This window comes from Microbacterium sp. NPDC055502 (genome assembly GCF_053643635.1).
The window spans coordinates 1,798,940-1,825,417 of sequence record NZ_JBSHKJ010000001.1; the positions used below are offsets into that span (position 1 = coordinate 1,798,940).

At 71.0% G+C, this 26,478-nt stretch carries 29 protein-coding genes; 18 read left to right on the top strand and 11 right to left on the bottom strand.

The genetic code is table 11. From position 1 onward, the window contains the following. Position 1: 1 nt before the first annotated feature. The 8 genes from ACWH95_RS08790 (at position 2) to ACWH95_RS08825 (ending at position 4,556) form a co-directional block, all read left to right on the top strand. Positions 2-100 (top strand): 30S ribosomal protein bS22, encoded by a 99-nt coding sequence (locus tag ACWH95_RS08790; RefSeq protein ID WP_003792170.1) that lies wholly within the window; start codon positions 2-4, stop codon positions 98-100. Positions 101-175: 75 nt separating this feature from the next. Next, positions 176-478 carry a rhodanese-like domain-containing protein gene (locus ACWH95_RS08795; protein WP_136035875.1) on the top strand — a complete coding sequence of 101 codons (303 nt, stop codon included), beginning with the start codon at positions 176-178 and terminating at the stop codon, positions 476-478. Next, a complete protein-coding gene (locus ACWH95_RS08800; RefSeq protein WP_136031972.1) occupies positions 475-771 on the top strand; it encodes a glutaredoxin family protein in 297 nt (98 codons plus the stop codon). Before ACWH95_RS08795 ends, ACWH95_RS08800 begins: the two co-directional genes overlap by 4 nt. Continuing rightward, a complete protein-coding gene (locus tag ACWH95_RS08805) occupies positions 768-1,070 on the top strand; it encodes a Dabb family protein (protein WP_136035876.1) in 303 nt (100 codons plus the stop codon). The genes ACWH95_RS08800 and ACWH95_RS08805 overlap by 4 nt, the downstream gene beginning before the upstream one ends. A gap of 143 nt (positions 1,071-1,213) precedes the next feature. Further along, positions 1,214-2,026, top strand: a complete 813-nt coding sequence (locus ACWH95_RS08810) for a basic amino acid ABC transporter substrate-binding protein (protein ID WP_247981265.1) — start codon at positions 1,214-1,216, stop codon at positions 2,024-2,026. 34 nt (positions 2,027-2,060) lie between these two features. After that, on the top strand, positions 2,061-2,858 hold the full coding sequence (locus ACWH95_RS08815) for an amino acid ABC transporter permease (protein WP_136031967.1): 798 nt from the start codon (positions 2,061-2,063) through the stop codon (positions 2,856-2,858). Then, entirely contained in the window at positions 2,855-3,610 is a 756-nt protein-coding gene (locus ACWH95_RS08820) for an amino acid ABC transporter ATP-binding protein (protein ID WP_136031965.1), read from the top strand. The genes ACWH95_RS08815 and ACWH95_RS08820 overlap by 4 nt, the downstream gene beginning before the upstream one ends. A gap of 271 nt (positions 3,611-3,881) precedes the next feature. Further along, complete coding sequence (locus ACWH95_RS08825; protein WP_454120548.1) at positions 3,882-4,556, top strand: hypothetical protein; 675 nt, start codon at positions 3,882-3,884, stop codon at positions 4,554-4,556. Between the two features lie 73 nt (positions 4,557-4,629). Here ACWH95_RS08825 and ACWH95_RS08830 read toward each other — a convergent pair whose 3' ends face one another. The 5 genes from ACWH95_RS08830 to ACWH95_RS08850 form a co-directional block, all read right to left on the bottom strand. Further along, positions 4,630-5,721 carry an ABC transporter ATP-binding protein gene (locus tag ACWH95_RS08830; protein ID WP_378803402.1) on the bottom strand — a complete coding sequence of 364 codons (1,092 nt, stop codon included), beginning with the start codon at positions 5,719-5,721 and terminating at the stop codon, positions 4,630-4,632. Beyond that, complete coding sequence (locus tag ACWH95_RS08835) at positions 5,718-6,509, bottom strand: ABC transporter permease (RefSeq protein ID WP_136029725.1); 792 nt, start codon at positions 6,507-6,509, stop codon at positions 5,718-5,720. Before ACWH95_RS08835 ends, ACWH95_RS08830 begins: the two co-directional genes overlap by 4 nt. Further along, complete coding sequence (locus tag ACWH95_RS08840; RefSeq protein ID WP_378803403.1) at positions 6,506-7,444, bottom strand: ABC transporter permease; 939 nt, start codon at positions 7,442-7,444, stop codon at positions 6,506-6,508. The genes ACWH95_RS08835 and ACWH95_RS08840 overlap by 4 nt, the downstream gene beginning before the upstream one ends. Then, entirely contained in the window at positions 7,441-8,586 is a 1,146-nt protein-coding gene (locus ACWH95_RS08845; protein ID WP_378803404.1) for an ABC transporter substrate-binding protein, read from the bottom strand. The genes ACWH95_RS08840 and ACWH95_RS08845 overlap by 4 nt, the downstream gene beginning before the upstream one ends. Positions 8,587-8,745: 159 nt before the next feature. Next, positions 8,746-9,258 carry a GNAT family N-acetyltransferase gene (locus ACWH95_RS08850; RefSeq protein ID WP_136029732.1) on the bottom strand — a complete coding sequence of 171 codons (513 nt, stop codon included), beginning with the start codon at positions 9,256-9,258 and terminating at the stop codon, positions 8,746-8,748. A gap of 107 nt (positions 9,259-9,365) precedes the next feature. Between ACWH95_RS08850 and ACWH95_RS08855 the strand changes: the two genes are divergently transcribed. Further along, positions 9,366-10,148: a sulfite exporter TauE/SafE family protein gene (locus ACWH95_RS08855; protein ID WP_136036377.1), complete on the top strand. Its 783-nt coding sequence runs from the start codon at positions 9,366-9,368 to the stop codon at positions 10,146-10,148. 92 nt (positions 10,149-10,240) lie between these two features. Here ACWH95_RS08855 and aspS read toward each other — a convergent pair whose 3' ends face one another. Continuing rightward, a complete protein-coding gene (aspS, locus tag ACWH95_RS08860) occupies positions 10,241-12,022 on the bottom strand; it encodes an aspartate--tRNA ligase (RefSeq protein WP_206251732.1) in 1,782 nt (593 codons plus the stop codon). Between the two features lie 117 nt (positions 12,023-12,139). Between aspS and ACWH95_RS08865 the strand changes: the two genes are divergently transcribed. Together ACWH95_RS08865 and ACWH95_RS08870 are read left to right on the top strand one after the other, a co-directional pair. Continuing rightward, entirely contained in the window at positions 12,140-12,538 is a 399-nt protein-coding gene (locus tag ACWH95_RS08865; protein ID WP_240745361.1) for a DUF5684 domain-containing protein, read from the top strand. Position 12,539: 1 nt separating this feature from the next. Continuing rightward, positions 12,540-13,181, top strand: a complete 642-nt coding sequence (locus ACWH95_RS08870; protein ID WP_136029737.1) for a histidine phosphatase family protein — start codon at positions 12,540-12,542, stop codon at positions 13,179-13,181. Positions 13,182-13,218: 37 nt separating this feature from the next. Here ACWH95_RS08870 and ACWH95_RS08875 read toward each other — a convergent pair whose 3' ends face one another. Further along, the gene (locus ACWH95_RS08875) at positions 13,219-14,124 is read right to left on the bottom strand and encodes an NAD(P)/FAD-dependent oxidoreductase (RefSeq protein ID WP_136029740.1); all 906 of its coding nucleotides are present in this window, start codon (positions 14,122-14,124) and stop codon (positions 13,219-13,221) included. Positions 14,125-14,176: 52 nt separating this feature from the next. Between ACWH95_RS08875 and ACWH95_RS08880 the strand changes: the two genes are divergently transcribed. From ACWH95_RS08880 to ccsB, 5 genes are read left to right on the top strand one after another with little or no spacing between them, the layout of a single operon-like run. Then, positions 14,177-14,581, top strand: coding sequence for a MerR family transcriptional regulator (locus ACWH95_RS08880; protein ID WP_136029742.1), 405 nt, complete (start codon positions 14,177-14,179; stop codon positions 14,579-14,581). A gap of 56 nt (positions 14,582-14,637) precedes the next feature. Further along, complete coding sequence (locus ACWH95_RS08885; protein WP_136029744.1) at positions 14,638-15,288, top strand: TlpA family protein disulfide reductase; 651 nt, start codon at positions 14,638-14,640, stop codon at positions 15,286-15,288. A 16-nt stretch (positions 15,289-15,304) separates the two neighbouring features. After that, on the top strand, positions 15,305-16,063 hold the full coding sequence (locus ACWH95_RS08890) for a cytochrome c biogenesis CcdA family protein (protein ID WP_136029746.1): 759 nt from the start codon (positions 15,305-15,307) through the stop codon (positions 16,061-16,063). 37 nt (positions 16,064-16,100) lie between these two features. Continuing rightward, a complete protein-coding gene (gene resB / locus ACWH95_RS08895; protein WP_378803407.1) occupies positions 16,101-17,861 on the top strand; it encodes a cytochrome c biogenesis protein ResB in 1,761 nt (586 codons plus the stop codon). Between the two features lie 4 nt (positions 17,862-17,865). Next, entirely contained in the window at positions 17,866-18,846 is a 981-nt protein-coding gene (ccsB, locus tag ACWH95_RS08900; protein ID WP_136029750.1) for a c-type cytochrome biogenesis protein CcsB, read from the top strand. A gap of 27 nt (positions 18,847-18,873) precedes the next feature. On the opposite strand, the gene ACWH95_RS08905 is transcribed toward ccsB, so the two are convergent. Genes ACWH95_RS08905 through ACWH95_RS08915 form a run of 3 tightly spaced genes read right to left on the bottom strand, consistent with a single transcriptional unit; the run spans position 18,874 to position 24,287 of the window. Beyond that, positions 18,874-19,464 (bottom strand): 2'-5' RNA ligase family protein, encoded by a 591-nt coding sequence (locus ACWH95_RS08905; protein WP_240745271.1) that lies wholly within the window; start codon positions 19,462-19,464, stop codon positions 18,874-18,876. Positions 19,465-19,482: 18 nt separating this feature from the next. Then, on the bottom strand, positions 19,483-21,456 hold the full coding sequence (locus ACWH95_RS08910; protein WP_454120549.1) for a YhgE/Pip family protein: 1,974 nt from the start codon (positions 21,454-21,456) through the stop codon (positions 19,483-19,485). Then, the gene (locus ACWH95_RS08915) at positions 21,453-24,287 is read right to left on the bottom strand and encodes an efflux RND transporter permease subunit (protein WP_454120550.1); all 2,835 of its coding nucleotides are present in this window, start codon (positions 24,285-24,287) and stop codon (positions 21,453-21,455) included. The genes ACWH95_RS08910 and ACWH95_RS08915 overlap by 4 nt, the downstream gene beginning before the upstream one ends. 131 nt (positions 24,288-24,418) lie before the next feature. Here ACWH95_RS08915 and ACWH95_RS08920 point away from each other — a divergent pair, with 131 nt between their 5' ends. Beyond that, a complete protein-coding gene (locus ACWH95_RS08920) occupies positions 24,419-25,042 on the top strand; it encodes a TetR/AcrR family transcriptional regulator (RefSeq protein WP_136029756.1) in 624 nt (207 codons plus the stop codon). Here the strand turns inward: ACWH95_RS08920 and ACWH95_RS08925 are convergent. Then, on the bottom strand, positions 25,039-26,025 hold the full coding sequence (locus ACWH95_RS08925; RefSeq protein ID WP_454120551.1) for an o-succinylbenzoate synthase: 987 nt from the start codon (positions 26,023-26,025) through the stop codon (positions 25,039-25,041). The two genes, ACWH95_RS08920 and ACWH95_RS08925, sit on opposite strands and share 4 nt — an antisense overlap. Positions 26,026-26,144: 119 nt before the next feature. On the opposite strand from ACWH95_RS08925, the gene ACWH95_RS08930 reads away from it, so the two are divergent. After that, positions 26,145-26,477 carry a PadR family transcriptional regulator gene (locus ACWH95_RS08930; protein WP_136029762.1) on the top strand — a complete coding sequence of 111 codons (333 nt, stop codon included), beginning with the start codon at positions 26,145-26,147 and terminating at the stop codon, positions 26,475-26,477. Position 26,478: the final 1 nt, after the last annotated feature.

Here is a 26,478-nt window from a genome sequence, read left to right on the forward strand (position 1 = left end):
CGTGGGTTCTGTCATCAAGAAGCGCCGCAAGCGCATGGCGAAGAAGAAGCACCGCAAGCTGCTTCGCAAGACTCGCCACCAGCGCCGCAACAAGAAGTAAGCGGCCAGACACCGAGCGCCTGTCTTCGGACGGGCGCTTTGTGTCTCTGCCGTGCCGCACCGCCGAGAGGATGTCATGAAGTCGATCACCGTCGCCGAGCTCGCCGAGCGCTCCGGTACCCCGCTCATCGATGTCCGGGAGGTGCACGAGTTCGCCGCCGGCCACGTGCCGGGCGCGGTGAACATCCCGATGTCCGAGATCGGCAACCGTCTCGACGAACTGCCCGCCGAGTCCTTCGACGTGATCTGCCAGGCCGGCGGCCGTTCGGCTCGCGTGGTCGAGGCGCTCGAGGCGCGCGGCTATGACGCGACGAACGTCGAGGGCGGCACGGGCGAGTGGATCGCGCAGGGTCGCGAGGTCGAGGTGCCGTCGGCGTGACCACGCTCACCCTGATCGGCAAGCCCGACTGCCATCTGTGCGACGTGGCCTCCGAGGTCGTCGACGCCGTGGTCGCCGAGCTGCCCGACGCCGCCGCCGAGCGGATCGAGATCGTCGAGGCGTCGATCGCCGAAGACCCCGCGCTGTACGAGCAGTGGTGGGAGAAGATCCCGGTGGTGCTGATCGACGGCCGCCTGCACGCCCACTGGCGCGTCTCGCCCGACCGCCTGCGCGAGGCGCTGGAGGAAGCCGTGAGCGCCGACGCCCTCACCGACCAGGAGACACCCCGATGACCATTCGCCATGTCGTGGCCTGGAAGCTCGCCGTCGACGATGCGCAGACCCGCGCGGACCAGGCGGCCGAGGTCGCCCGCCGGCTGAACGCGCTCGACGGCATCGTTCCCCAGCTGCGCAGCATCTGGGCGGGCGCGAACGACGTCTACCCCGACGCCAACTGGGACGTGACGCTCGTCGCGGAGTTCGACTCCGTCGATGCTCTGGAGCAGTACCAGGTGCACCCTGCGCACGAGGAGGTCGCCGGATACATCCGTTCCGTCGTCTCCGGTCGTGTGGCCGTCGACGTCGAGGTGTGAGACCGGGTGCCGCGCGGGGAGGCACCGAAACACAAACGTAATGCGGTCGTCTGCCCGTGTCATTGGTCACGCGACGAGCCGCATGTTTAGATGATCTCCTACCCGTCCGCGGGCGCACCCGCCCCCGAACCCCAGGAGTCGACATGCCTCGTCGTACCCTCTTCGCCGGTCTCGCACTCGTGGCCACCGCCACGTTCGCGCTCGCCGGATGCGCCACCGGATCGACCGACGCGGGCAGCAGCGACGCTCCCGCGGCCGGCGACGAATACGGTCTGATCGAGGCGGGCACCCTCTCTGTCTGCTCCGACATCCCCTACCCGCCGTTCGAGTTCCAGGGCGACGATGGAGAGTACACGGGCTTCGACATCGACCTGCTGGGCGCGATCGCGAAGCAGCTCGACCTGAAGCTTTCGGTGCAGGATGTGGGCTTCGAAGCTCTGCAGTCCGGGACCACCTTGGCGGCCGGTACGTGCGACGTCGGCGCCTCGGCGATGACGATCACCGAGGAGCGCAAGGCCAACATCGACTTCTCCGACCCGTACTACGACTCGCTGCAGTCGCTCCTGGTGCGCACCGACTCGGGCATCGAGTCGATCGACGACCTCGACGGGAAGAACGTGGGCGTGCAGCAGGGCACGACGGGTGAGTCCTACGCCGGGGAGAACGCGAAGGGCGCTCAGCTCGTGCAGTACCCGTCGGACGGCGAGCTGTGGCCGGCCATGCAGGCCGGGCAGATCGACGCGATCCTGCAGGACCAGCCGGTGAACCTCGAGCACGAGAAGGCCGACTCCGCCTACAAGATCGTGGAAACGTACGAGACCGACGAGTCCTACGGCTTCGCGTTCGCGAAGGGCGAGAAGGATGCTCTTCTCGAGGCGGTCAACGGCGCACTGAAGGACCTCCGCGACAGCGGCGAGTACCAGAAGATCTACGACGAGTACTTCACGGCCAACTGAAGACGGAACTGAGTCGGTCGGGAGGACCTTGACAATGGCGTTGAGGCGCACCACGAAGAAGAAGCTGTACCGCTACACCGTCTATGCGGTGCTGATCGCTCTCGTCATCTGGGCGGCGATCAGCACCGACTGGGCGCGGATCGCCACGATGTACTTCAACCCGGAGATCGCGGCGAAGATGCTCCCGGGGATCATCACCACCGCGCTCGTGAACACCCTGTGGTTCACCGCCGTGGCGTTCGTGGGCGGTTTGCTGCTCGGCGTGGTCCTCGCGCTGATGAAGCTGTCGGAGATCGGGCCGTTCCGCTGGATCGCGACGTGCTGGATCGAACTGTTCCGCGGACTCCCGGCGATCCTCACGATCTTCGCGATCGCCTACATCGTGCCGATCGGCATGGGTATCCCCGGTACGAAGCTCGGCGGGCCGGTAGTCCTCGGGCTGATCGGTCTGATCCTCGTGGCATCGGCGTACATGGCCGAGACCATTCGCGCCGGCCTGCAGGCGGTGCCGAAGGGGCAGACCGAGGCGGCCCGCTCGCTCGGCATGTCGCCCATGAAGACGACATTCTGGATCGTGGTGCCGCAGGGCTTCCGCATCATCATCCCGCCGCTGACGAACGAGTTCGTGCTGCTGCTGAAGGACACCTCGCTGCTGTTCGTGGCCGGGTCGTTCATCTGGTCGAAGGAGCTCACGACGTTCGCCCGCGACGCCAGTACGCAGAACGCCAACGGGACGCCGCTGATCATGGCCGCGATCCTGTACCTGATCGTGACGATCCCCCTCACGCGGTTCAGCGCGTGGCTGGAGCGACGGATGGCGAGGAGCCGATGACCACCGATCTGATCGACGTCCACGCGCCCGCGATCGACATCCAGGGGCTCGTGAAGACGTTCGGAGACAACGAGGTGCTCAAGGGCATCGACCTCACGGTCACGGCCGGCGAGGTCGTCTGCGTGATCGGCCCGTCCGGCTCGGGCAAGTCCACGCTGCTGCGCTCGGTGAACCTGCTGGAGGAGCCCACCGGCGGCAAGGTGCTGATCGAGGGGATCGACATCACCGACCCCGACGTCGACATCGACCGGGTGCGCACCCGCATCGGCATGGTGTTCCAGAGCTTCAACCTGTTCCCGCACCTGAGCGTGCTCGGCAACCTGACGATCGCGCAGCAGCGGGTGAAGAAGCGGTCGAAGGCGGAGTCCGAGAAGGTCGCGCACGCGATGCTCGAGCGGGTGGGCCTGGCCGAGAAGGCGGGCGCCTACCCTGGTCATCTGTCGGGCGGGCAGCAGCAGCGCGTCGCGATCGCCCGAGCGCTGTGCATGAACCCCGACATGATGCTCTTCGACGAGCCCACCTCCGCGCTCGACCCCGAGCTGGTCGGCGAGGTGCTGTCGGTCATGCGGTCGCTCGCCGACGAGGGCATGACGATGCTGGTCGTGACCCACGAGATGGGCTTCGCGCGTGAGGTCGGCTCGCGGCTGATCTTCATGGACGGCGGTCACATCGTCGAGGAGGGCGACCCGCACGAGGTGCTCGCCGATCCGCAGCACCAGCGCACCAGGGACTTCCTGTCCCGCGTGCTCTGAAGCACCGACGAACGAACCCCCTGCCGCCGGGATGGCGACAGGGGGTTCGTTCTTCTCACCGCGGTCCCTCGGCTGCGACGACCTCCGCGGGGAGGCCGGAGACGCGCTACCGATATACAACGCGGCGGAAGGGCGTCCGGAGGCACCGATCCGGAGGTTCGCCGGGTATCGTGTGCAGGTCGATCGCTGGGGCGGTCGACGGGATCTGGGGACAAGTCGGCGGCGATCCGGGACGGATCGGCGACGACTCGTGGTGACACAAGGGGGACCGATGGCTGTCTTCGGCCGTCGTCGACGTGAGATCGACGTTGCGAGCACACGCGCGGAATCGGCCGACGCCGCCGCGCCCGATGACGACGCGCTCCGCGCGCTCGAGGACCTGTTCTCGACACTCCCGCCACCGCCTCCGCGCCCCGCGCTGCGCGCGCACGCACTCGTCGACCTCGACGCGGGCCCGGCGCTCCTTCCGACCCTCACGCCCGGCGGCGACGACCCGATCGCACCGACCCCGGGCACACCCCTCATCGAGCGGGACACCTCGCTCGACCGCACCCGTACAGAACCTCAGGGAGAACGAATGGCACAACTGGAACAGTCCGTGCAGGAGCTTCTGACGATCGACGGCGCCGTGGGCGTCGCGATCGCGGACTCCGCGTCCGGCATGGCTCTCGCGCAGGGCGGTCACCCCGCCTTCGACCTCGGTGTCGCCGCGGCCGGGAACTCCAATGTCGTCCGCGCGAAGCTGCAGACGATGAAGGAGCTCGGCATCGCCAGTCGGATCGACGACATCCTCATCACGCTCGACGACCAGTACCACCTGATCAATGTGCTCAGCAGCAGCGGCACCGAAGGACTCTTCGTCTACCTGGTGCTCGACAAGGCTAAGGCGAACCTGGCGCTCGCCCGCCACAAGCTCGCCACCGTCGCCGGGCAGATCACCATCTGACCCGGAAACCGAACGGAGACCCTGCGGCCAGACGGCCGCGGGGTCTCCGACGTTCCAGGTGGGCCTCCGCCGCTCAGCCGCGCGGATGGACCACCACGGGCTCCGGGTCGACCGCGATGCGGACGCGGTCGCCGAACGCGGGGTGCACACCCGGAGCGTGCTGCACGCGGACGAGCTCGCCCGACTCCGTGCGCACCAGCGTGCGGCGCATGCTGCCGAGGAACGTGCTCTCCTCCACCAGAGCATCGGTCGCCGCGTCCGCCTCCGACGCGAAGTGCACGTTCTCCGGTCGCAGGTACACGTCGACCGGGCCGTCGGCCGGCGTCTGCAACGGCAGGCGCTGCCCCCACACCACGACGTGGTCGCCCTCCGCGACACCGGACACCACGCTCGACAGCCCGACGAACGCGGCGACCCCCGCCGTGGACGGAGCGGTGTACAGCTCCTCCGGGGTGCCGATCTGCTCGATGCGCCCCGCGTTCATCACGGCGATGCGGTCGGACACCGCCAGCGCCTCCTCCTGGTCGTGCGTGACGAAGACCGTGGTGATGCCCAGTCGGAGCTGGAGGCGGCGGATCTCGTCGCGCAGCTGCACGCGCACCTTCGCGTCGAGCGCCGACAGGGGCTCGTCCAGCAGCAGCACCCGGGGCTCGGTGACCAGTGCCCGCGCGAGGGCGACCCGCTGCTGCTGCCCACCCGACAACTGATGCGGGAAGCGATCGGCGAGGTCGGCGAGACCCACGAGAGCCAGGGCGTCGAGCGACCGTCGTGCCGCCTCGGCCCGGCCGACTCCGCGGCGTCGCAGACCGAAGGCCGTGTTGTCGACCACGCGCAGGTGCGGGAACAGCGAGTACGACTGGAACACCATGCCGATGTCGCGCTTGTTGGTCGTCACCCGAGAGACGTCTCCGCCGCCGAGCAGGACCGCGCCGCCATCCGCGACCTCGAGCCCGGCGAGCACGCGCAGCAGCGTGGTCTTGCCGCATCCGGACGGGCCCAGCAGCGACACGAACTCGCCCGGCGCGATGTCGAGATCGACGCCGTGCAGCACGGTCGTGCCGCCGTAGCGCTTCACGATGCCCTGGAGCTGCACGCGGGTGCCCTCGCCGGCCCGCGCGAGCAGCAGGTTGTCCTTCGTGCGGGGGAGGGCGTGGTCGAGGGTCATGAGCGGGCCTTTCGGGAGCCGCGCGCGACGCGGCCGATCAGGAGGAGCAGGAGGAAGACGAGCAGCAGCGCCAGCAGGGTGAAGATCGCCGGCGCGTAGGGGTCCTGCTTCTGCACGACGAGCATCGCCGTCTGGAACACCGGACGGTTCAGGAGGGAGGCGATCGTGAACTCTCCCAGGACCACAGCGATCGACAGCAGCGACGCGGCCAGCAGCCCCTGGCGGAGGTTCGGCGCGAGCACGCGGAGCACCACGGCCGGCCAGCTCGCGCCGAGGGAACGGGCCGCCTCCGACAGCGTGCGCAGGTCGGCCGCGTCGATCGCCGCCTGGATCGACCGGAAGGCGAACGGCAGCACGGTGATGCCGTAGGCGAACGCGAGCGTCCAGGTGCCGGTGCCGAGGGTGCGACCGATCTGCAGATAGAGGGGTGCGAGGCCGACCACCAGCACGATCGCCGGGATCGAGATGGGCAGGAGCGCGAGGAACTCGAACGCGGGCTTCAGCCGCGGGAAGCGCAGGTTCACCAGGATCATCGTCGGGGCCAGTACCAGCAGGACGATCGCGACGGTCACGACGGCGAGGATCAGCGAGTTGCCGAGTCCCGTCCAGATCGGCCGGAGCGCGGCCGCCGCAGCGGGGTCGAACAGCGCGGCCCAGTGCTCGAACGACGGTCCGTCGGCACCGCGGAGCGTGAACAGGAACGTCGACACGAGCGGTACAGCGAAGAACGCGCCGACGAGCACACCGATCACCCAGCGCGTGGTGCGCGACGGGGCGAGACGGTTCACGAGCGCCACCGCGCAGCCCGGCGCTGGATCAGCGAGTACAGGCCCATCACCACGCCGACCACCAGGATCATGCCGAGGGCGAGCGCCCCGGCGAGGTTCTCCCTCCCCAGCAGCGTCTCGCTCGTGAGGGCGGTTCGGATCTGCAGCGGCACGATCTGCGAGCCCTGGCTGGCCAGCGCCGCGGCGGTCGCGTACGACGAGAAGGCGTTCGCGAACAGCAGCAGCAGGCTGGCGAGGAACGAGGGCGCGAGCACGGGCAGGCCGACGCGCAGCCAGAAGCTCGCCCGCGTGCCGCCCAGCGTGAGGTTCGCCTCGGCCCACTGCGGCTGCAGGGCGGCGAGGGCGGGCATGAACGTGATGACCATGAGCGGCACCTGGAAGTAGATGTAGGGGAGGACGAGCCCGGGCAGCTCGTAGAGCCAGGTGCCGTTCGCGAAGATGTCGACGCCGAGCGTGTCGCGCAGGAAGACCGTGATCACCCCCTGGATGCCGATCGTGGCGATGAACGCGAACGCCAGCATCACCCCGCCGAACTGGGCGAGCACCCCGGCTGCTGCATCGACCGCGCGGCGCACGGCGCCCTCGGGCGGAGCGCCGAGCAGCGCGTAGCAGACCAGGGCCCCCACGACCGCTCCGACCGCGGCCGTGAGCAGCGACAGCCCGGCCGAGTTCGCGAACGTCCTCAGGACCACGGGGTCGCCCAGTGCCTCGACGTTCGCCATCGTGACCGCGCCGTCGTCGTCGAAGAACCCCGAGCCGACGGCGAGCACCGTCGGCACGGCGAGGAACAGCACCACGTAGGCCGCGAAGGGGACCAGCCCCAGCCACGCGAACGACGGCGCGGACCGCCGGGCCCCCGCGTCACGCGCGGGCCCGGCGGTGGGGGCGGGGGCGGACGCCGCGACGTGCGCCCCCGGTGCGACGACGGTCGTCACTGGACCGCCGCGGCCCACTTCTCGCCGAGCAGCGTGCCGGCGTTCGCCGACTGCTCCTCGGTCGGCACGACGGTCTCCGCCGGTGCCTCGGGCAGCGCGGCGGCGAGGTCGGCGTCGATCGTGCCCGCCTCCGTCATGGCCTCCATGCGCACCGGACGGGCGCCGCCCTTCAGCCACAGGTTCTGCACCTCGTCGCTGTAGAGGAACTCCTGCCACAGTCGCGCGGCGGCCGGGTGCGGGGCGTCGGCGTTGATGGCCTGGTTGTAGTAGCCGGCGTAACCGGTTCCGTCGAGCACGACGACCTTCCAGTCGGGGTTGTCGGCCGTGTGGGCGGCGTTCAGGTAGTCCCAGTCGAACACCACCGGGGTCTCACCGCTGGCGATGGTGGCGGTGGTCACGTCGACCTTGAGCAGGTTGCCGGCCTTCTGCAGCTCGGAGAAGAAGTCGATGCCGGGCTGGAAGTCGTCGAGCGTGCCGTCCGACTGCACGGTCGCGAGGCCCACCGCGGCGAACGCGGCACCGGCCTGCGTGGGGTCGCCGTTGATCGCGACCGCGCCCTTGTAGTCGGCGGAGAGCAGGTCGTCGAGCTCAGACGGTGCGTCGTACTTCGACGAGTCGTAGCCGATCGACATGTACCCGCCGTAGTCGCCCACGAACAGCCCGCTCGGCTCCTTGAGCTCGTCGGGGATGTCGTCCCACGTCTGCACGGTGTACGGCGCGAAGGCATCGGTGTTCTGCAGGGCCACGGTGAGGCCGAGGTCGAACACATCGGGCGCCGTGTCGAGGCCCTTGTTCGTCTCGGCGGCCTGGATCTCCTCCGCGCTGGACACGTCGGGCGAGGCCTCGTTGATCGTGATCTCGGGGTACTTCTCGGCGAAGAGATCGAGGATCTCGCCGTAGTTCGCCCAGTCGCGCGGGAGCGCGATGACGTTGAGCTGTCCCTCGGCCTTGGCGGCGGCCTCCAGATCGGCGAACGTGCCGAAGTCGGCCACCGACGTGGCCGCCGACGCGTCGACGTCGGGCTCTCCGGAGCCGGAGCCCGACGCGTCGGCGGCGCCGGAGCAGGCGCTCAGTGCGAGCGCGGCCGTGGTGGCGAGGGCGATGCCGGCGCCGATGCGCGCGCGGCGGGTGAAGCGTGCCATGAGTATCCTCTCGGTGCCCGGCGCGGGTTCGCCGGGGTCGGGTTGCGAGAGGACACTACGAGCCGGAGGTTGCCGCTCGTGGCGGCCGCGGTGAACGGACGGTGTCCGATGGGTGGCGCGCGGGCGCGGGACCGACAGGCGAGCCGGCGCGGCCGCCGGTCAGTGCGGAACGGTGAGCTTGAAGCCGCGGTGCGAGCCGACGTAGCCGAGACGCTCGTAGAAGCGGTGCGCGTCGGTGCGGGCGGCATCGGAGGTCAGCTGCACCATCGCGGCGCCGAGCGCGGGCGCGGCCTGTTCCCCGACCCAGCGCATCACGGCCCCGCCGAGACCCGCCGAACGCAGGTCGCTGCGCACGCGCACGGCTTCGACCAGCAGGCGACGGGCTCCGCGGCGTGCCATGCCGGGGATCGACGTGAGCTGCAGCGTGCCGACGACGGCCCCGCCGAGCTCGACCACCAGCAGGTCGTTCGAGGGCTCGGAGAGGATCTCCCTCAGGCCGCGCTCATAGGCGGGGCGATCCTCGTCGGAGGCCACATCACCGCGGGCGGCGCTGATGGGGTCGTCGGCGAGCAGCGCGATCACCGCATCGGTGTCGTCCAGGGTGGCCCGCCGCAGGACGGCCTCGCCGACGCGCGACGGGAAGGGGAAGGGCAGGGGGAGGGCGTCGAGCATGGCACCAGTCTCTCAGGGGCGCGGATGCGGGAGGAGGGTGCACTCTCTGGAATCATGGCCGGGTGGATATCGGCACGGTGCTCGGGCTCGAGCAGCTCACCTGGGGGATGCTGATCCTCGTGATCGTCGCGGCGTTCTGCGCCGGCTGGATCGACGCGGTCGTGGGCGGCGGGGGTCTGCTGCAACTGCCCGCGCTGCTGCTGATCCCCGGTATCGCGCCGGTGCAGGCCCTGGCCACCAACAAGCTCGCGTCGGTGTTCGGCACGGCGACGAGCAGCGTCACGTACTACCGCCGCGCGAAACCCGACATCCGCACGGCTCTGCCCATGGCGGTGATCGCGCTGCTCGGCTCGTTCGGGGGAGCCGCGGTCGCCACGGTGCTCCCGCCCGCCGCGTTCAAGCCGATCATCGTGGTCGCACTCCTCGCGGTCGCCCTGTTCACGGCGCTCCGCCCGCAGCTCGGCGCCGCGACGCAGCTGCGCTTCCACGGCCACAAGCACCACCTCATGGCGGGCCTCGCCGGCCTCGGCATCGGCTTCTACGACGGCATGATCGGCCCGGGCACCGGCACGTTCCTGGTGATCACCCTCGTGGCGCTGCTCGGCTACGACTTCCTGCAGGCCAGCGCGAAGGCGAAGATCGTGAACCTCGCCACGAACCTGGGCGCGCTGCTGCTGTTCATCCCGCACGGGTCGGTGCTGTGGCTGCTGGGCGGCATCCTCGCGGTCGCGAACGTCGCTGGCAGCTACCTGGGGTCGCGCATGGCGATCTCGCGCGGCACCACGTTCATCCGCGTGGTGTTCCTCGTGGTGGTCGTCGCGCTCATCGCGAAGCTGGGCGTGGACGTGTGGAACGAGAACATCGTCCCGGCTCTCGCCTCGCTCCGCTGAACCGTCCGCGGCTCACACGACGACGCCGGGTCGGGCAGGTTCCGTGGGGAACCGCCCGACCCGGCGCGAGTGCCTGATCGTGCGCGAGCGGCTCAGGCCGCGTCGTCGTCGGGCTCGTAGTCCACGCCGGCCTCGGCGCGCTGCTCCGGGGTGATCGGGGCGGGCGCGGAGGTCAGCGGGTCGTACCCGTTGCCCGACTTCGGGAAGGCGATGACGTCGCGGATCGACTCGGTCTTCGACAGGTGCTGCAGCACGCGGTCCATGCCCAGCGCGATGCCGCCGTGCGGGGGAGCGCCGAAGGAGAACGCGTCGAGCAGGAAGCCGAACTGCTCCTGCGCGACCTCGTCGCTGATGCCCATGACCTCGAAGACCCGCTTCTGCACGTCTTCGCGGTGGATGCGGATCGAGCCGCCGCCGAGCTCGGAGCCGTTGCACACGATGTCGTACGCGTAGGCGAGGGCCGAGCCCGGGTCGGTGTCGAACGTGTCCTCGAACTCGGGCTTCGGGCCGGTGAACGCGTGGTGCACGGCCGTCCAGGCGCCCGCGCCCACCGCGACGTCGCCCGAGGCCACCGCGTCGGCGGCGGGCTCGAACATCGGGGCGTCGACGACCCAGGTGAACGCGAACTCGTCCGGGTTCAGGTAACCCAGGCGGCGGCCGATCTCCACGCGCGCGGCGCCGAGCAGCGCCCGGCTCTCCTTGGTGGATCCGGCGGCGAAGAACACGCAGTCGCCCGGCTCGGCGCCCACGAACTCCGCGAGACCCGCCTGCTCCGCCTCGGACAGGTTCTTCGCGGCGGGGCCGCCCAGGGTGCCGTCCTCGTTGAACAGCACGTAGGCGAGACCGCGGGCGCCGCGCTGCTTGGCCCAGTCCTGCCAGGCGTCGAGCACCTTGCGCGGCTGCGAGGCGCCGCCGGGCATACGCACCGCGCCGACGTACTCGGCCTGGAACACCCGGAACGGGGTGTCCGCGAAGTACTCGGTCGCCTCGACGAGCTCGAGCCCGAAGCGCAGGTCGGGCTTGTCGGAGCCGTACTTCGCCATCGCCTCGGCGTAGGTGATGCGCGGCAGCGGGGTCTGCACCTCCACGCCGATCGTCTTCCACATCGCCACGATGAGCGACTCCATGAGGGCGATCACGTCTTCCTGCTCGACGAAGCTCATCTCGATGTCGAGCTGCGTGAACTCGGGCTGCCGGTCGGCGCGGAAGTCCTCGTCGCGGTAGCAGCGGGCGATCTGGTAGTACTTCTCCACGCCGCCAACCATGAGCAGCTGCTTGAACAGCTGCGGCGACTGGGGCAGCGCGTACCAGCTGCCCGGGTGCAGCCGCGCCGGCACCACGAAGTCGCGGGCGCCCTCGGGGGTGGAGCGGGTGAGGGTGGGGGTCTCGACCTCGGTGAAGCCGTCGGCGTGCAGCACGTCGCGGACGGCCTTGTACACGTCGGAGCGCAGACGCAGCGCGGAGGCCGCGGCCGGACGGCGCAGGTCGAGGTAGCGGTACTTGAGACGCGCCTCCTCGCCCACGGTCTCGGTGTCGGCCAGCGCCGTGGAGACCTGGAAGGGGAGCGGAGCCGAGGGGTTCAGCACCTCGACCTCGGCCGCGATGACCTCGATCTCGCCCGACGGGAGGTTCGGGTTGGCGTTGCCCTCGGGGCGGCGCGAGACCTCGCCCGTGACCTTGAGCACGAACTCGTTGCGCAGCGGGTGGGCGACCTCCTCGTCGCGGATGACCACCTGGGCGATGCCCGAGGCATCCCGCAGATCGATGAACGCGACGCCTCCGTGGTCACGACGACGATCGACCCACCCGGTGAGGGTGACGGTCTGACCGATGTTCTCGGCGCGCAGGGAGCCTGCGGTGTGGGTGCGCAGCACGGAGTATTCCTTCTGATCTGGGAAATGGAGAACCCGCCCAGTCTACGGGGGTGCGCGACCCCTTCTCACGGGACGGCCCGTCCCTCAGTAGGGTGTCTGTGAACGGAAGGTGCCCCCATGAACCTCGCTCTCGTCCCCGCGGCCGACGTCCCGGTCGTCCCCGACTTCCTCGGCCAGTTCCTCTCTGGGACCACCGGCGTGGTGGCGTTGATCTTCTACATCCTCCTCGCCGTCGCCTGGTGGAAGGTGTTCACCAAGGCCGGATATCCGGGCATCCTCGCCCTCATCCCGATCGTCAACGCGATCTTCCTGTTGCGCATCGCCGGGATGTCGGGCTGGTGGGTCCTGCTCTACCTGGTGCCGATCGCCAACGTGGTGCTCGCGATCGTCGTGGCCGTGAAGGTCGGCGCCCGCTTCGGCAAGGGCGGCGTCTTCTCCTTCTTCCTCCTCTTCGTGTTCTCGTTCATCGGATACTTCATCCTCGGCTTCGGCGACTCCCGCTACCGCGAGATCTGACGTGGGGGTATCGCGACTGCACCTCGTGCGGCACGGTGAGGTGCACAACCCCGCCCGCGTGCTGTACGGCCGGCTGCCCGACTATCACCTGAGCCGCGCTGGCCGCGGGATGGCGGCGTCGGCGGCCGCGCACGTGGCGCAGCTCGGTGACCCCGTGGCGGCGCTGTACGCCTCACCGCTGGAGCGCGCGCAGGAGTCGGCGGAGCCGTTCGCCGAGCGGTTCGACCTGGTGCCGGAGATCGACATCCGTCTGATCGAGCCGACGAACGTCTTCGAGGGCACCCGCATGCGCCGGTCGCTGATGAACCCGCTCAACTGGTGGCATCTGCGGCAGCCGTCGGTCCCCAGCTGGGGCGAGCCGTACGCGTCGATCGCGGAGCGCATGCTCGGGATCATGGATGAGGCGTGGACGGCCGCGCTGGAGAGCACGACCGAGGGCGACATCGTGATGGTGTCGCACCAGGCGCCCATCTGGATCACGCACCTGCGCGTGGCGGGGCTTCCGCTGCAGCACGACCCCCGCACGCGGCGCTGCGCCCTGTCGAGCGTCACCTCGTTCGAGCGCGTGGGTGACGTGTGGCGCGAGGTCGCCTACGCGGAGCCCGCCGCCACGGGCGACGCGGTCGACGTCGGCGCGGTCTGACCCGCCGCCGTCACCGCACGCGCCCGTGGCCTCGGTCTCAGCGGGCGTCCTCCAGCAGTGACCGGATGACGCCGATCGCTGCGAGCTGACCGGCCGCGGCGGCGAGCAGCACCGCGGCCATCGGCCCGGGGAGGGTCGCGCGATGGGCGAGGTCGCCCGCCGCGAAGACGCCGCCGACCGAGGTGTGCCCGAGCTCGTCGATCTCGATCGAGCCGGAGTCGAGCATCCGCAGTCCCAGGTCGGCCGCGAAGGGGGCGCGCTGGCGCGCCGAGGCCGCGGCGACGAAGACCCCGGCCACGTCGAGGTCGCCGTCGGCCGTGCGCACGCGCACCCCCGCGCCGTGCTCCGAGACCTCGGCCGCAGGCCCGGCGACCCGCACCCCGAGGCCCTCGAGCCGAGCGCGGTCGTCGTCGCCGAGCGGCGCGTCCACCGGCACCACGGTGATGTCGCCGACGACGGGCCCGAGCAGTCCGATCAGGTGCTCCGCGCGCGGGGCGGGGCCGAGGATCGCGATCGGACGACCGGCGTGCTCGTGGCCGTCGCAGAACGGGCAGGTGAACGCCTTCAGCCCCCACAGCGGCGCGAGTCCCGGCACCGCGGGGAGGTCGTCGGCCACGCCGGTCGCGAGCACCACGCGTCGTCCGCGTTCGACCGAGCCGTCGGCAAGCGTCACGCGGAAGCCCTCCGTGGCGGAACCCTCGATGCGCTGCGCCGCGGTGTCGCGCACGGTCACCGTGTCGTAGGCGGTGAGCTCCCGCCGGGCGCGGGCGCGCAGCTCCGCCGGGGGTGTGCCGTCCTCGCCGATCATGTTGTGCATGTGCTGCACCGTCCCGTTGCGGTACTCGCCCGAATCGAGCAGCAGCGCCGAGCGGTGCATGCGTCCGAGGGTCAGGGCCGCCTGGAGCCCGGCCGGTCCCGCCCCGATCACGATCGCGTCGTGCATGGTGTCGTCCTCTCTTCTTGCCTTCCTCGCCAGTGTGTGACTTCATGTCAACATGAAGTCAAGCGACAGCCACCCCTGGTCCGTCGGCGAGGTCGCCGCCCGCTTCGACCTGCCCACCCACGTGCTGCGGCACTGGGAGTCGGTCGGGTTGCTCCGCCCGCCGCGTGATGCGGCAGGTCGGCGACGCTACGGCGAGGACGAGGTCGTGCGGATCGCCGTGATCCAGCGCAGCAAGGCGGCCGGCATGAGCCTCGAGCAGATCGCCGTGCTGCTCGACGACGGCAGCGCGGGCCGGCACCAGGTGCTGCAGCAGCACCTCGACGACCTCGACCGGCGCATGGAGGAGATGCGGCGCTCGCGGGAGATGACCGAGCACGCGATGGGCTGCCGTGCGCACGACATCGCGACGTGCCCGCGCTTCCGCGCGAGCGTCGCCGACGTGCTCGCGCGCCTCTGATTCCCCCCGGGGGGTACCCGGCCGATGCATAGGATGCTCTGCGTAAACTCGGAGCCGTGCCCCTCGCCCCCAGAATCCCTCCGATTCGCCGCGGCCGCACCTCCCACCCCCGGCATGCCCGCCGAGCGGTCGGAGCCGCGTTCGCCGCGGTGCTCGCCGTAGGCCTGACCGCGTGCGCCCCCGACGCCGTCAGCGAATCCTTCCTGAGCGGGGAGAACACCGGCTACGTCGCCGCGGACGGCGCGATCGTCGAGATCCCGGTCGCCGAACGTGGCGAACCCGTCGAGTTCGGCGGGGTCACCGAGACCGGTGACGACTTCGACAGCGCCGACGTCGCCGGCGACGTCACCGTCGTCAACTTCTGGTACGCCGGGTGCGCCCCGTGCCGCCTCGAAGCGGCCGATCTGGAGAGCGTCTGGAAGGAGTACGAGGACCAGGGCGTGTCCTTCATCGGCGTCAACACGCGCGACCAGGCCGACACGGCCACCGCGTTCGCGGAGGAGTACGGCGTCACGTACCCGAGCCTGATCGACGTCGACACCGCGGAGGCCAAGCTCGCGTTCGCGGAGGCCGTGCCGATCTCGGCCACCCCGACCACCCTCGTGCTCGACAAGCAGGGCCGCGTGGCCGCGAAGATCATCGGGCCGATCGACGGGACCTCCGTGCTCTCCACGCTCGTCAAGGACGCCCTCGCGGAGGACTCGTGACCCGCGCGGAGGCGCCGTGAACCCCGACGTCATCATCGGCTCCGGCGCCCTCTGGCTCGCGCTGCCCGTGGCGATGCTCGCCGGGCTCGTGTCGTTCGTGTCGCCGTGCGTGCTCCCGCTCGTCCCCGGCTACCTCGGATTCCTGGGCGGAGCGGTCGCCCCGCGAGGCTCCGCCGACGGCACGACGCAGACCGCGACCCGCAGTCGCCTCGTGCTGGGCGTGCTGCTGTTCATCCTCGGCTTCACGGTCGTGTTCATCCTCTTCACGGTGCTCGGCGGCACGGCGGGCGCGTTCCTGCTGCGCTGGGGCGACCTCATCACGCGCATCCTCGGCGTCGTGATCATCGCGATGGGGCTGGTGTTCCTCGGCCTGTTCGGCTTCGCGCAGCGCGAGTTCCGCTTCCACGTCGACTCCAAGGCCGGGATCATCGGCGCCCCGCTGCTGGGTGTCGCGCTCGGCATCGGCTGGGCGCCGTGCATGGGGCCGACGCTCGCCGCGATCCTGGCGCTGTCGTTCAACGCCGGCGACCCGGTGCGCGCCGGCTTCCTCGGCCTGGCGTACTCCCTCGGCCTCGGCATCCCGTTCCTGCTGGTCGCCCTCGGCTTCGGCTGGGCGACCAGGGCGATCGGCTTCCTGCGCCGCCACGTGCGCATCGTGAACATCGTGGGCGGCGTCATGCTCATCCTGCTCGGTGTGCTGATGGTCACCGGGCTGTGGACCGACATCATGTCCCGGCTGACGGCGGTGATCGGCAGTGTCATCCTCCCGCTCTGACCGCGCAGAGCACACCACCACGAAGAACAAGGGTGCCGTGAACAGCGACTCCAGCGATCCGCTCCGTCCGTCCGACCACGTCGACGGCGACGACTCGATCACCCAGCCGCGGCTCGGGGTCGTCGGCTGGCTGCGGTGGGGCTGGCGTCAGCTGACGTCGATGCGCACCGCGCTGATCCTGCTGCTCGTGCTCGCGATCGCCGCCATCCCCGGCTCGATCTTCCCCCAGCGCATGGCCGACCCGAACGGCGTCACGCAGTGGGAACGCGACAACCCCGACCTGTTCCCGATCCTCGACGGCCTGAAGCTGTTCGACGTCTACCTGTCGCCGTGGTTCTCCGCCATCTACCTGCTGCTGTTCACGTCGCTCGTGGGCTGCGTGATCCCGCGCATCAAGCACCACGCGAAGGCGCTGCGTGCGCGTCCGCCGCGGACTCCCGCCCGGCTCCAGCGCCTGGAGGACCACCGGTCGGTCACGCGCGACCCGGTCGCCGGCACGGGCACCGGTGACGCGGAGGCGGAGGCGGCCGCCGCGATCGATGTCGCGACGACGCAGCTCAAGGCGCTCGGCTACCGCGTGGAGCGCTACGACCGCGGCCGCACGTTCTCGGTCTCGGCCGAGCGCGGGTACTGGCGCGAGACCGGGAACCTGCTGTTCCACCTGGCTCTGGTCGGCGTGCTCGTGACGATCGGCGTCGGCGGCGGTTTCGCGTACACCGGGCAGCGGGTGCTGGTGGAGGGGGAGACGTTCGCGAACACCCTGCTCGACTACGACTCCATGAACCGCGGCCGCTTCGTGACCGACGACGCGTTCGCGCCCTACTCGATGCGCCTCGACTCGTTCGACGTGACGTACCAGCCGTTCGGCGAGCCCGGCTCGGGTCAGGCGGGGAACTTCTCGGCCAACATGACCATCCTCGAGAACGGCGAGGAGCGCGAGGGCTCCGTCAAGGTGAACGAGCCGCTGGGCGTCGCCGACGACGACGTGTTCCTGCTCGGCAACGGCTATGCGCCGACCGTCACCGTGCGCGACCCCGAGGGCACGGTCGTGTTCACGGGCAGCACCCCGTTCCTCCCGCAGGACACGAACATGACCTCGCTCGGGGTGCTCAAGGTGCCGGACGGCCTCGCCGAGCAGGTGGGCCTCGTCGGCTTCTTCTACCCGACGACGGGTGTGCTCGACTCCGGTGCGTTCTTCTCCGGCTACCCCGACCTGACCAACCCCACCCTCACGCTCGACGTGTACACGGGCGACCTCGGCATCAACGACGGGGTGCCCCGCTCGGTGTACGTGCTCGACACCTCCGACATGACCAAGCTCACGGGGCGCTCGACCGACGTCGAGTCGATCGAGCTCGCGCCGGGCGAGACCGCGGAGCTGCCGAACGGGCTCGGCTCGGTCACCTTCGAGGACGAGTCGCCGGAGGGCGCGACCGATGCCTCCCAGTCGGTGAAGCGCTTCGCCTCCCTGCAGATCCACCGCGACGAATCCGGCGTGTTCGTGCTGGGCTTCGCCATCCTCGCGCTGGCCGGGCTCATGCTCGCGCTGTTCGTGCCGCGACGGCGCGTGTGGGTCAAGGCCACGGCCGCCGACGGCGCGGTGGAGCTGGAGTACGCGGCGCTCGCCCGCGGCGAGGACCCGACGCTCGCGCGGGCCGTGGACGACATCCGCGACGGTCACGCCCGACTGCTCGACGCCGCGGGCGGCACCGTCGCCCGCACCCCCGACGACGCGGAGGCCGAGACCGCGTCCGCGGAAACCGCACCCCCGGCCGCCGACACCACGAAAGTAGACTGACACCATGCTCGAGCTCACCGTGATCTCGCCTGTCCTGCTGTGGACCGCGATCGCGATCTATGCGGCCGCCTTCGTGGCGTACGCCTTCGATCTCGCGCGCCGCTCCCAGGCCTCCGCCGACGCCGTCTCCGTGCGGGAGGGCGAACTGGTGGCGGCGGGCGGCGTCCGTGGCGCGGCATCCCCCGCGACCGGGGCCCCGGCCGCGACCGCTGCCCCGCAGCGCTTCGTGATGGCGCGCATCGGCACGTCGCTCACGGTGCTCGGGTTCGTGTTCCACCTCGCGGCCACCGTGACCCGCAGCATCGCCGCCGGCCGGGTGCCGTGGGCCAACCTGTACGAGTTCGCGATGGTCGGCACGCTGCTCATCATCGCGGTGTACCTCGTGGTGCTCACGCGCCTCGATCTGCGCTTCCTCGGCACGTTCATCACGGGGCTCGTGGTGGTGCTCCTCGGGCTGGGGGCGACGAACTTCTACGTCGAGGTCTCGCCGCTGATGGACCCGCTCAAGAGCGTGTGGCTCATCATCCACGTGTTCGTGGCGTCGCTGGCGACCGCGTTCTTCGCGCTGGCGTTCGCGCTGTCGGTGATCCAGCTGATGCAGTCCCGCCGCGAGCGTCTGCTCGGCGAGGGCGCCGCCAAGACGGGACCGGGCTTCCTGCGCACGTTCCCGACCGCGGAGCGCCTGGAGAGCCTGGCGTACATGTTCTCGATCATCGGCTTCATCCTGTGGACGTTCACCCTCATCGCCGGGTCGATCTGGGCGTACTACGCGTGGAGCCGCTTCTGGGGCTTCGACGTGAAGGAGACCTGGACGTTCGTGATCTGGGTGCTCTACGCGGGCTACATCCACGCGCGGGCGACGCGCGGGTGGCGCGGCAACCCCTCGGCGTGGCTGTCGATCGTCGGCTTCACCGCGGTGATCTTCAACTTCACGATCGTCAACGTGTTCTTCAAGGGCCTGCACGCCTACTCCGGCCTGAGCTGATCCGCTGCCCCCGGGCAACGCCAGGTCTCAGCCGCCGAGCGGCAGGACCTCGGCGTGCTCGGTGCCGTGCTCGTACCAGACCAGTTCGGCCTCGGTGATGGTCTCGGTGACAGCGGGCTCGAAGACGCGGGACTCGGCCTCGGCGAATCGTCTCCACTCGGCCGGGTCGAGAGTCTTGCCGTAGATCACCGAAAGGTGGAAGGTCCAGTCCTCCAGCGGCAGCTCGCCCAGCCGGCGGAAGTCCGTCTCGTCCAGCGCGGTCGTCAGGGTCGAGTACGCCGAGACGAGTGACGCGGTGCGGGCGAGACGCACGATCAGGATCTGCCATGGTGCGGAGAACTCGTCCGTGGCCTCGGCTCTGACCTCGATCGGGGTCTGCTGCGCGGCCCAGGTGCGGATCAGCGCGGCGAGCTCGTCGCGCCGATCGGGCTCGGCGAATCCACGCAGAGTGACGTGACCGGTGTGCGGGCGCCGGATCGGGGCGCCGAGGCGAGCGAGTGACGCGTCCTGGACGTTCCGATAGGTCTCGGCGACCGCGGCGGTGGGGCGCAGCACGACGTACTGCTGCCCTTCCAGGCCGGCGAGCTGTTCGGGGGTGTCCATGAACGGTCGACGCATGGCAGGAGCCTAGGGGAGTCAGGCGGGGGCGAGGACCGCGGTCGCCGTGGTGGTGCGGCGGACCGCGACCACCACGGTCGTGGCGACGAGCGACAGCACGCCCCACACGATGAGCGCGGCCACCGCCGGGCCGCTCGCGGAGATCAGGCCCGTGAACGCGGGAGCCGTCGGCAGGGCGGCACCGATCGCGGCGAGCCAGTCGGGCACGGTCGAGATGAGGCCGGTCGCGACCGCGAGCACGCCCACGAGCGCGGCGATCCAGCGCCCGATCCCGCCGAACACGGCCACGAGCGCCTGGTTCACGGCGGCGAACGCGACCCCGGCGAGCACGGCCGTGCCGGCGAAGGCCCACCACTGGGCGGCGTCGTAGCTCGCCACGGTCTGCACGATGAGCGACACCAGCAGGCCCTGCGCGGCGCCGATGGCCGCGGCGGGCCAGAACCCGCGCAGGGCCAGGGCCGCGGAGGAGCGGCGGGAGGTGAGGGTGCGGGCGGTGTGGGCGCGCAGCACCAGGAACGACGCCAGGCCGCCGAACCACAGCACGACCGCGGTGAGCAGCGGGATCGCGGTCGGGCCGAAGATCGCGTTCTCTGGGGCGTCCGCCGCGACCGGGTCGGCGATCACCGACGCGAGCGAGGTGGACTCGTCGTCGCTGAACGAGGGGAGCGAGTCGGCCGCGGTGCGCAGGCCGCCCGCGAGATCGCCCGTGCCCGAGGCGAGCGTGTCGAGGCCGGCGACGAGCTCGGTGGAACCCTCCGCGAGCTGGTTCGCGCCGTCCGTGAGCTGGGTCGCGCCGGTCGCCAGAGCCCGGGCCCCGGCCGCCGAGGGGCCGATGCCCTCGCTGGCGAGCTGGGTCAGGCCGTCCGCGAGCTGGGTCGCCCCGGTCCCGGCCTGCCCCATGCTCGATGCGAGGGTGCCGAGGGTGCCGGGGAGCGCCGCCACGCCGCCCGACACCTCCGGGCTGGTGAGGATGCCCGCCGCGGTGCCCGCCGACCGTGCCACCGACCCGGCCTGGGTCGCGAGCGCGGTGAGCTGGTCGCACTGCGCCTGGTCGGACACGGGCGGCGTGCACGCGCCGACCGCGAGGGCGCCGAGGCTCTGGGCGAGCGCCGCTGCGTCGGTGCCGGCCGTCTGCGCCGACCCGGCGGCGGACTGGATCCCGCCGACGAGCTGCTGCGTCGGGGCGACACTGGCCTGGAGCTGCGCGGCACCCGCGGTGAGTCCGCTGCCGATCTGCCCCGCGCCGGCCGCGGCCTCGCGCGTCTTGCCCGCGATCGTGTCGAGCCCCGACGCGAGCGAGGAGGCCCCGGTGCCGAGCTGTGCAGCGCCGGAGGCGAGCTGTGTCGCGCCGTCGGGGATCTCCGCCGCCCCGGTGGCGGCGTCGCGGGCGCCCGTCGCGAGCTGGAGTGCACCGTCGGCGGCGTCGCCGATCTGGTCGCCGATCGTGGTGAAGCCCACGAGGATGTTCTCGGTGGTGGCCTCAGACAGCATGGTGCCGAGGGTCGACGCGGCGACGTTCGCGATCTGGCTCGTGATGAGGTCGTCGGCGACGAGACCGTCGTCGGGGGTGGTGACGCGGATCGTCGCCTGCTCTGCATCGCCGCCGCCGTCCGCCACGGCCTGCCCGCCCGAGGTCGCGGCGGCAGAGAAGTCCTCGGGGATCGTGATGACGGCCTGGTACGAGCCGTCCGCGAGCCCGTCGGCCGCATCCTCCTCGTTCGAGATGACCCACGTGAGGTTCGAGTCGAGGGCGTCGGAGCCCTCGACCAGCCCGGAGGCGAGCTGTCGTCCGAGCGGGGTGACCTGCCCGTCGATCTCGACCGGCTCGTCGAGGTTCACGATCGCGGCGGTCATCGACTCCAGCCGCTCCGTGGGGTTGTACAGCGCGGCCATGAGGATGCCGCCGATCGCGGCGGGCAGCAGCAGCACGCCGAGGATCGTCAGCCAGGTGATGGGCTTGCGGGAGCGCGCGCGCTCGAGGGGGAGGGTCATGCGGTCACCTCGGTGGTGTCGGCGGCGGCCCGGAGCGGGTCGCGGAGGTCCAGGGTGTCGGCGGACGACCATCCGGCGTCCGCGAGGAGGGAGCGCGCCGCGGTCTCGTCGACCGCGGTGGCGAACACGGCGAGGGGGCGGCGGCCCGCGGTGTCGCGCAGTCGGGCCTCCAGCTGATCCCGGGCGGCGCCGTCGAGGCGGTCGATGCCGTCGAGCACCACGAGCTCGGTGCGTCCGCGCAGCGCCTCGGCGAGGTCGGGGGCCGTCGCGTCCTGGTCGTCCACGAGCACGCAGCCGACGTGGGCACGCACCCACGCGGCGCGACCGGGGAGCAGGTGCCCCGCCACGCGCAGGCGACCCTCGCCCGGCGGCACCCGTCCGGCGATCGTGAGGGCGAGCACCCGCAGCGTGGCGGCGTCGAGCCCGGTGGCCACCACCGCGCTCCCCGGTGCGAGGCGCAGCGACAGGCCGTCGAGCGCGGCGATGTCGCCGCCCACCGTGAGGTCGTCGGCTGCCACGACGGAGCCGTCGCCGGGCCACGCGGCAAGGTGTCGTTCGCGTTCCACCGCCTCGCCCTCGATGTCCACGCTCGGCAGGATGCGATCGAGCCAGGCCGGGATCTCCCACGCGCGCTCGCCGAGGATCGCCATGAGCGCGGGGATCAGGGTCATCCGCACCAGGAACGCGTCGATCGCGATGCCGGCGGCGAGCCCGAGCGCGATGGGCTTGAGCGACGAGTCGCCCTCGGGCACGAACGCCACGAACACCGCGAACATGATGAGTCCGGCGGCCGTGACGACCTTCGCGGAGCCGGAGAAGCCGCTCCGCACGGCGCGCAGCGCGGCCGCGCGACGGGTCGCCCGGTCCGGGCTCTTCGCGTCGGGGTCGTGCACGAAGTCCTCTCTCATGCGCGAGACGAGGAACACCTGGTAGTCCATCGCGAGGCCGAACAGCACGCCCATCAGGATGATCGGCATGAAGCTGATGATGGGGCCGACCTTCGCGACGTGCAGGGCGTCGGCGAACCAGCCCCACTCGAACACGGCACCCACCACGCCGAACGCGGCCACGATCGACAGCAGGTAACCGGCGGCCGCGGTGATCGGCACCCAGAGCGAGCGGAACACGATCGTGAGGAGGATGAGCGACAGGCCGATCACGAAGATGCCGAACGGCAGCAGGGCGGCTCCGAGCTGGTCGGAGATGTCGATGCCGACCGCCGTGAAGCCGGTGACCTTCAGGTCGATGCCGAACTCGTCGAGCCATTCGTCGTGGTGGCTGCGCAGCTCGCGCACGAGGTCGGCGGTGGCGGGGTCGTCGGGCGCCGTCTCCGGGATGATCTGCACGATGCCGGTGTCGGCGGTCTCGTTGGGGGTGGCGAGCGCGACCTCCTTGACCCCCGGGACCTCGGCGACCGCGTCGCCCAGGTCCTCCATCAGACCGAGCGGATCGGTGGAGGTGACGATGGTGCCGGTGAGGATGAGCGGGCCGTTGAACCCGGGCCCGAACTGCTCGCCCACGAGGTCGTAGGTCTGCCGCGCTTCGGAGTCCTTCGGCAGCACGCCCGCGTTCGGCAGCGCGAGGTCGAGGCTGAGTGCCGGGACGGCGACGACGCCGAGACCGAGCACGATCGCGAGGGACACGAGGATCGGGCGTCGGGTGACGCCGGCGACCCAGCGGCGGCTGCCCCGAGGGCGGGGTTCGGCCGGGGGCGCCTCGGCGCCGTCGGCGGCCTCCGACGCCGTGCGGGCCGTGGCCGCCGTGACCTTCTTCGTCTTCCGCGACGTCTTCGCCCGGGGCTTCTTCGGGCGCCCGGCGACGCGGTGGCCGAGGAAGCCGAGCAGGGCGGGCGTGAGGGTCACGGCGATCGCGACGGCCACGGCGACCGCGACCGAGGCGGCGATGCCCATCGTGGTGAGGAAGGGGATCCCGGCGAAGCCGAGGCCGATCAGCGCGATGAGCACGGTGACGCCGGCGAACACGACGGCGGAACCGGCGGTGCCGACGGCGCGCGCGGTGGACTCCTCGGGGTCGACGCCGTCGCGCACCTGATCCTGATGCCGCGCGACGATGAAGAGCGCGTAGTCGATGCCGACGGCGAGCCCGAGCATGAGCGCGAGCAGCGGCGTGGTGGACGAGACGGTGGCGAACGCGGTCGCGGTGAAGATGCCCGCCATGGAGATGCCGACGCCGAGGATCGCGGTGAGCAGCGGCAGCCCGGCGACCACGAACGAGCGGAACGTGACGATGAGCACGAGCAGGGCGATCAGCAGACCCACGGCCTCGGTGAGCGTGACGCCCGGGATGGAGATCGCGAACAGGTCGCCGCCGAGCGACGTCTGAGCGCCATCGGGCAGCTCGGCGCCGAGGTCAGCGACCACGGCGCGCAGGGCGTCCTTCGTCTCGTCGGACACGTCGGTGGACTCGCCGTCGAACTGCACGCGCACGATCGCCGCGGTGTCGTCGTCGTTGATCATGCCGTCGACCATCTCGTCGTACGGCGAGGTCGCCGCCAGCACCTGGTCGAGATCGCCGAGGGCGGACACGGCGTCGTCGATGGGCTCGCGGTACGCGTCGTCGTCGATGCTGTCGCCGTCGGCGGCGACCACGATGAACTGCGCGTTGGTGCCGCTCACCTGCGGGAAGGAGCGGGACAGCTGCTCCAGGCCCGCCTGCGACTCCGTGCCGGGGATGGAGAACGTGTTGTCCGTGCCCGCACCGAGCACGACGGCACCCGCGCCGGCGATGCCGAGGGCGAGGAGCCAGGAGACCAGCACGCGCCAGGGGTGCCGGAACGACCAGCGTCCGAGGGACGACAGGAGTGTGGACACGGGTTCTCCTCGGTGGGGGTGAGCTGGATACACAGGTGTATCCAATACATAGATGTATCGTAAGGTGATCCGGCATCGCGATTCTGTGTGCCGGGTGTGAACACGAGGCGAATCGCACCGGGAGGGAACGCATGGCGGCAACGGCCACGCGCAGCCGTGAGAACACAAGGGCGCGCCTGCTCGACGCGGCGGCGCAGGTGTTCGCCGAGGTGGGCCTGGAGGGGGCGTCGGTCGAGGCGGTCTGCGAGCGCGCGGGCTTCACGCGCGGTGCGTTCTACTCCAACTTCGACTCCAAGGACGAGCTGTTCTTGATGCTCGCCGCGCGGGTGGCCGATGCCCGCGTGGCCGCCGTGCGCACGCGCGTCGAGCAGATGCGCGCGGAGGGCGAGCTCGGCGACGGGTGCGACCCGACCGACCTCGTGCAGCAGATCATGGAGCTCGGCAGCGACGACCGGCTCGGCGTGATGCTCATGAGCGAGATCCGCATCCGCGCGCTGCGCGATCCCGCGTTCGGTGAGGCCTATCTGGCGCAGGAGCGCGAGATGGTCGGCAGCATCGCCCGGATCGTGGAGGACATCGTCGAGGCCGGGTCGCTGCGGCTGCGCCTGCCCGCGACCGACGCCGCGCGCATGCTCATGATCATCTGGGAGGGCATGACCGTGCGCGGAGCGATGGCCGGCCGCGACGACGCCGAGCTGCGCCACTCCGGCGGCGAGGAGCTCGGTCGCCTCGTGGAACTGCTCGTCGAGTCCTAGCCCGGGTTCCGCGTCGCGAGCTCGTGGTGGCAGCGGGCCAGGCGGGCCAGCCACCACTCGCGCCGCTCGTCCGCCGCGGCCAGGCGCGTGAGTGCATCCGCGTCCGGGGTGACGCGTCCGACCGGGATCGCGCCGTCGACCGGGCGGAGGTCGGCCACGTCGTCGAGGAACAGCGAGCCCGTGCCGAGGCCGCAGTCAAAGCCGAGTGAGGGCAGCGCGGCCGCCAGTGCGGCGCCCTGTGACAGACCGACCGCGGTGTCGAGCGCGCTGGAGACGACCGCCGGGAGTCCCGCTGCCGTCACGATCTGCAGCGCGTGGGTGACGCCTCCCAGCGGCTGCGCCTTGATCACGACGATGTCCGCGGCCCCGGCGCGGGCGACGGCGAGGGGGTCGTCCGACTTGCGGATGCTCTCGTCGGCGGCCACCGGGATGCCCATGTACTTCACGCGGGTGCGCAGTTCGGCCAGCTCGGGCACGGTCGCGCACGGCTGCTCGATGTACTCCAGGTCGTACTCCGCCAGGGCGTGCACCGCGTGCTCGGCTTCGTCCACGTTCCACAGCCCGTTGGCGTCGATGCGGACGCGCCCCTCCGGTCCCATGGCCTCGCGGACGGCACGGACCCGGGCGACGTCATCGGCCAGCAGCTGTCCCGGCTCGGCGACCTTGACCTTCGCGGTGCGGCACCCGGGAAAGCGGGCGAGCACCTCCGGCACCCGGCCGGGCTCGACCGCGGGCACCGTCGCGTTCACGCCGATGCGATCGCGCACGGGGGCCGGTTGCGCGCACCAGGCGTAGTCGATCGCGGCGGCGAGCCACGTGGCGGCCTCGGCGTCGTCGTACTCCACGAACGGCGAGAACTCGGCCCACCCCTCCGGGCCCTCGAACAGCAGCGCCTCGCGGGTGTCGACGCCGCGGAAGCGGGTGTGCATCGGGAGGGCGACGACCCTGGCCGTGTCGAGCAGTTCTGCGAGCGGAGGGATCATGCCCTCATTCTGCGCCACGGGCCGCGCGGGGACGGATCCACGCGCCGACGACCCGGAGCGTACGCCGCACGAACACGTGCCATTGACAATGGTGTGTGACACACAGTAATGTGATCGACATGAACGAGACGCTCGACACGCACCTGCAGGAACTGCGCCGCGGCACCGTGGTGCTGGCCTGCCTGCAGCTGCTGCGCACGGCGGGCTACGGCTACGGGCTGCTGGAAGAGCTCGAGCGCCGCGGCTTCGCGACCGACGCGAACACGCTGTACCCCCTGCTCCGCCGGCTGGAGAAGCAGGAGTACCTCACGAGCGAGTGGAACACCGACGAGGCACGGCCGCGCAAGTTCTACCGCACCTCGGAGGCCGGCATGCGCCTGGCCGACACCCTCACCGACGAATGGCGCGCGCTCACCGCCGCGATCGCCTCCCTCACCACCGAGGAGAACTGAC

Coding starts and splice junctions, on each gene's coding strand:
- ACWH95_RS08795 (WP_136035875.1), top strand. CDS start 176: ATGAAGTCGATCACCGTCGCCGAGCTCGCCGAGCGCTCCGGTACCCCG.
- ACWH95_RS08805 (WP_136035876.1), top strand. CDS start 768: ATGACCATTCGCCATGTCGTGGCCTGGAAGCTCGCCGTCGACGATGCG.
- ACWH95_RS08810 (WP_247981265.1), top strand. CDS start 1,214: ATGCCTCGTCGTACCCTCTTCGCCGGTCTCGCACTCGTGGCCACCGCC.
- ACWH95_RS08815 (WP_136031967.1), top strand. CDS start 2,061: ATGGCGTTGAGGCGCACCACGAAGAAGAAGCTGTACCGCTACACCGTC.
- ACWH95_RS08820 (WP_136031965.1), top strand. CDS start 2,855: ATGACCACCGATCTGATCGACGTCCACGCGCCCGCGATCGACATCCAG.
- ACWH95_RS08825 (WP_454120548.1), top strand. CDS start 3,882: ATGGCTGTCTTCGGCCGTCGTCGACGTGAGATCGACGTTGCGAGCACA.
- ACWH95_RS08830 (WP_378803402.1), bottom strand. CDS start 5,721: ATGACCCTCGACCACGCCCTCCCCCGCACGAAGGACAACCTGCTGCTC.
- ACWH95_RS08845 (WP_378803404.1), bottom strand. CDS start 8,586: ATGGCACGCTTCACCCGCCGCGCGCGCATCGGCGCCGGCATCGCCCTC.
- ACWH95_RS08850 (WP_136029732.1), bottom strand. CDS start 9,258: ATGCTCGACGCCCTCCCCCTGCCCTTCCCCTTCCCGTCGCGCGTCGGC.
- ACWH95_RS08855 (WP_136036377.1), top strand. CDS start 9,366: ATGCTGATCCTCGTGATCGTCGCGGCGTTCTGCGCCGGCTGGATCGAC.
- ACWH95_RS08865 (WP_240745361.1), top strand. CDS start 12,140: ATGAACCTCGCTCTCGTCCCCGCGGCCGACGTCCCGGTCGTCCCCGAC.
- ACWH95_RS08875 (WP_136029740.1), bottom strand. CDS start 14,124: ATGCACGACGCGATCGTGATCGGGGCGGGACCGGCCGGGCTCCAGGCG.
- ACWH95_RS08880 (WP_136029742.1), top strand. CDS start 14,177: ATGAAGTCAAGCGACAGCCACCCCTGGTCCGTCGGCGAGGTCGCCGCC.
- ccsB (WP_136029750.1), top strand. CDS start 17,866: ATGCTCGAGCTCACCGTGATCTCGCCTGTCCTGCTGTGGACCGCGATC.
- ACWH95_RS08905 (WP_240745271.1), bottom strand. CDS start 19,464: ATGCGTCGACCGTTCATGGACACCCCCGAACAGCTCGCCGGCCTGGAA.
- ACWH95_RS08910 (WP_454120549.1), bottom strand. CDS start 21,456: ATGACCCTCCCCCTCGAGCGCGCGCGCTCCCGCAAGCCCATCACCTGG.
- ACWH95_RS08920 (WP_136029756.1), top strand. CDS start 24,419: ATGGCGGCAACGGCCACGCGCAGCCGTGAGAACACAAGGGCGCGCCTG.
- ACWH95_RS08925 (WP_454120551.1), bottom strand. CDS start 26,025: ATGATCCCTCCGCTCGCAGAACTGCTCGACACGGCCAGGGTCGTCGCC.
- ACWH95_RS08930 (WP_136029762.1), top strand. CDS start 26,145: ATGAACGAGACGCTCGACACGCACCTGCAGGAACTGCGCCGCGGCACC.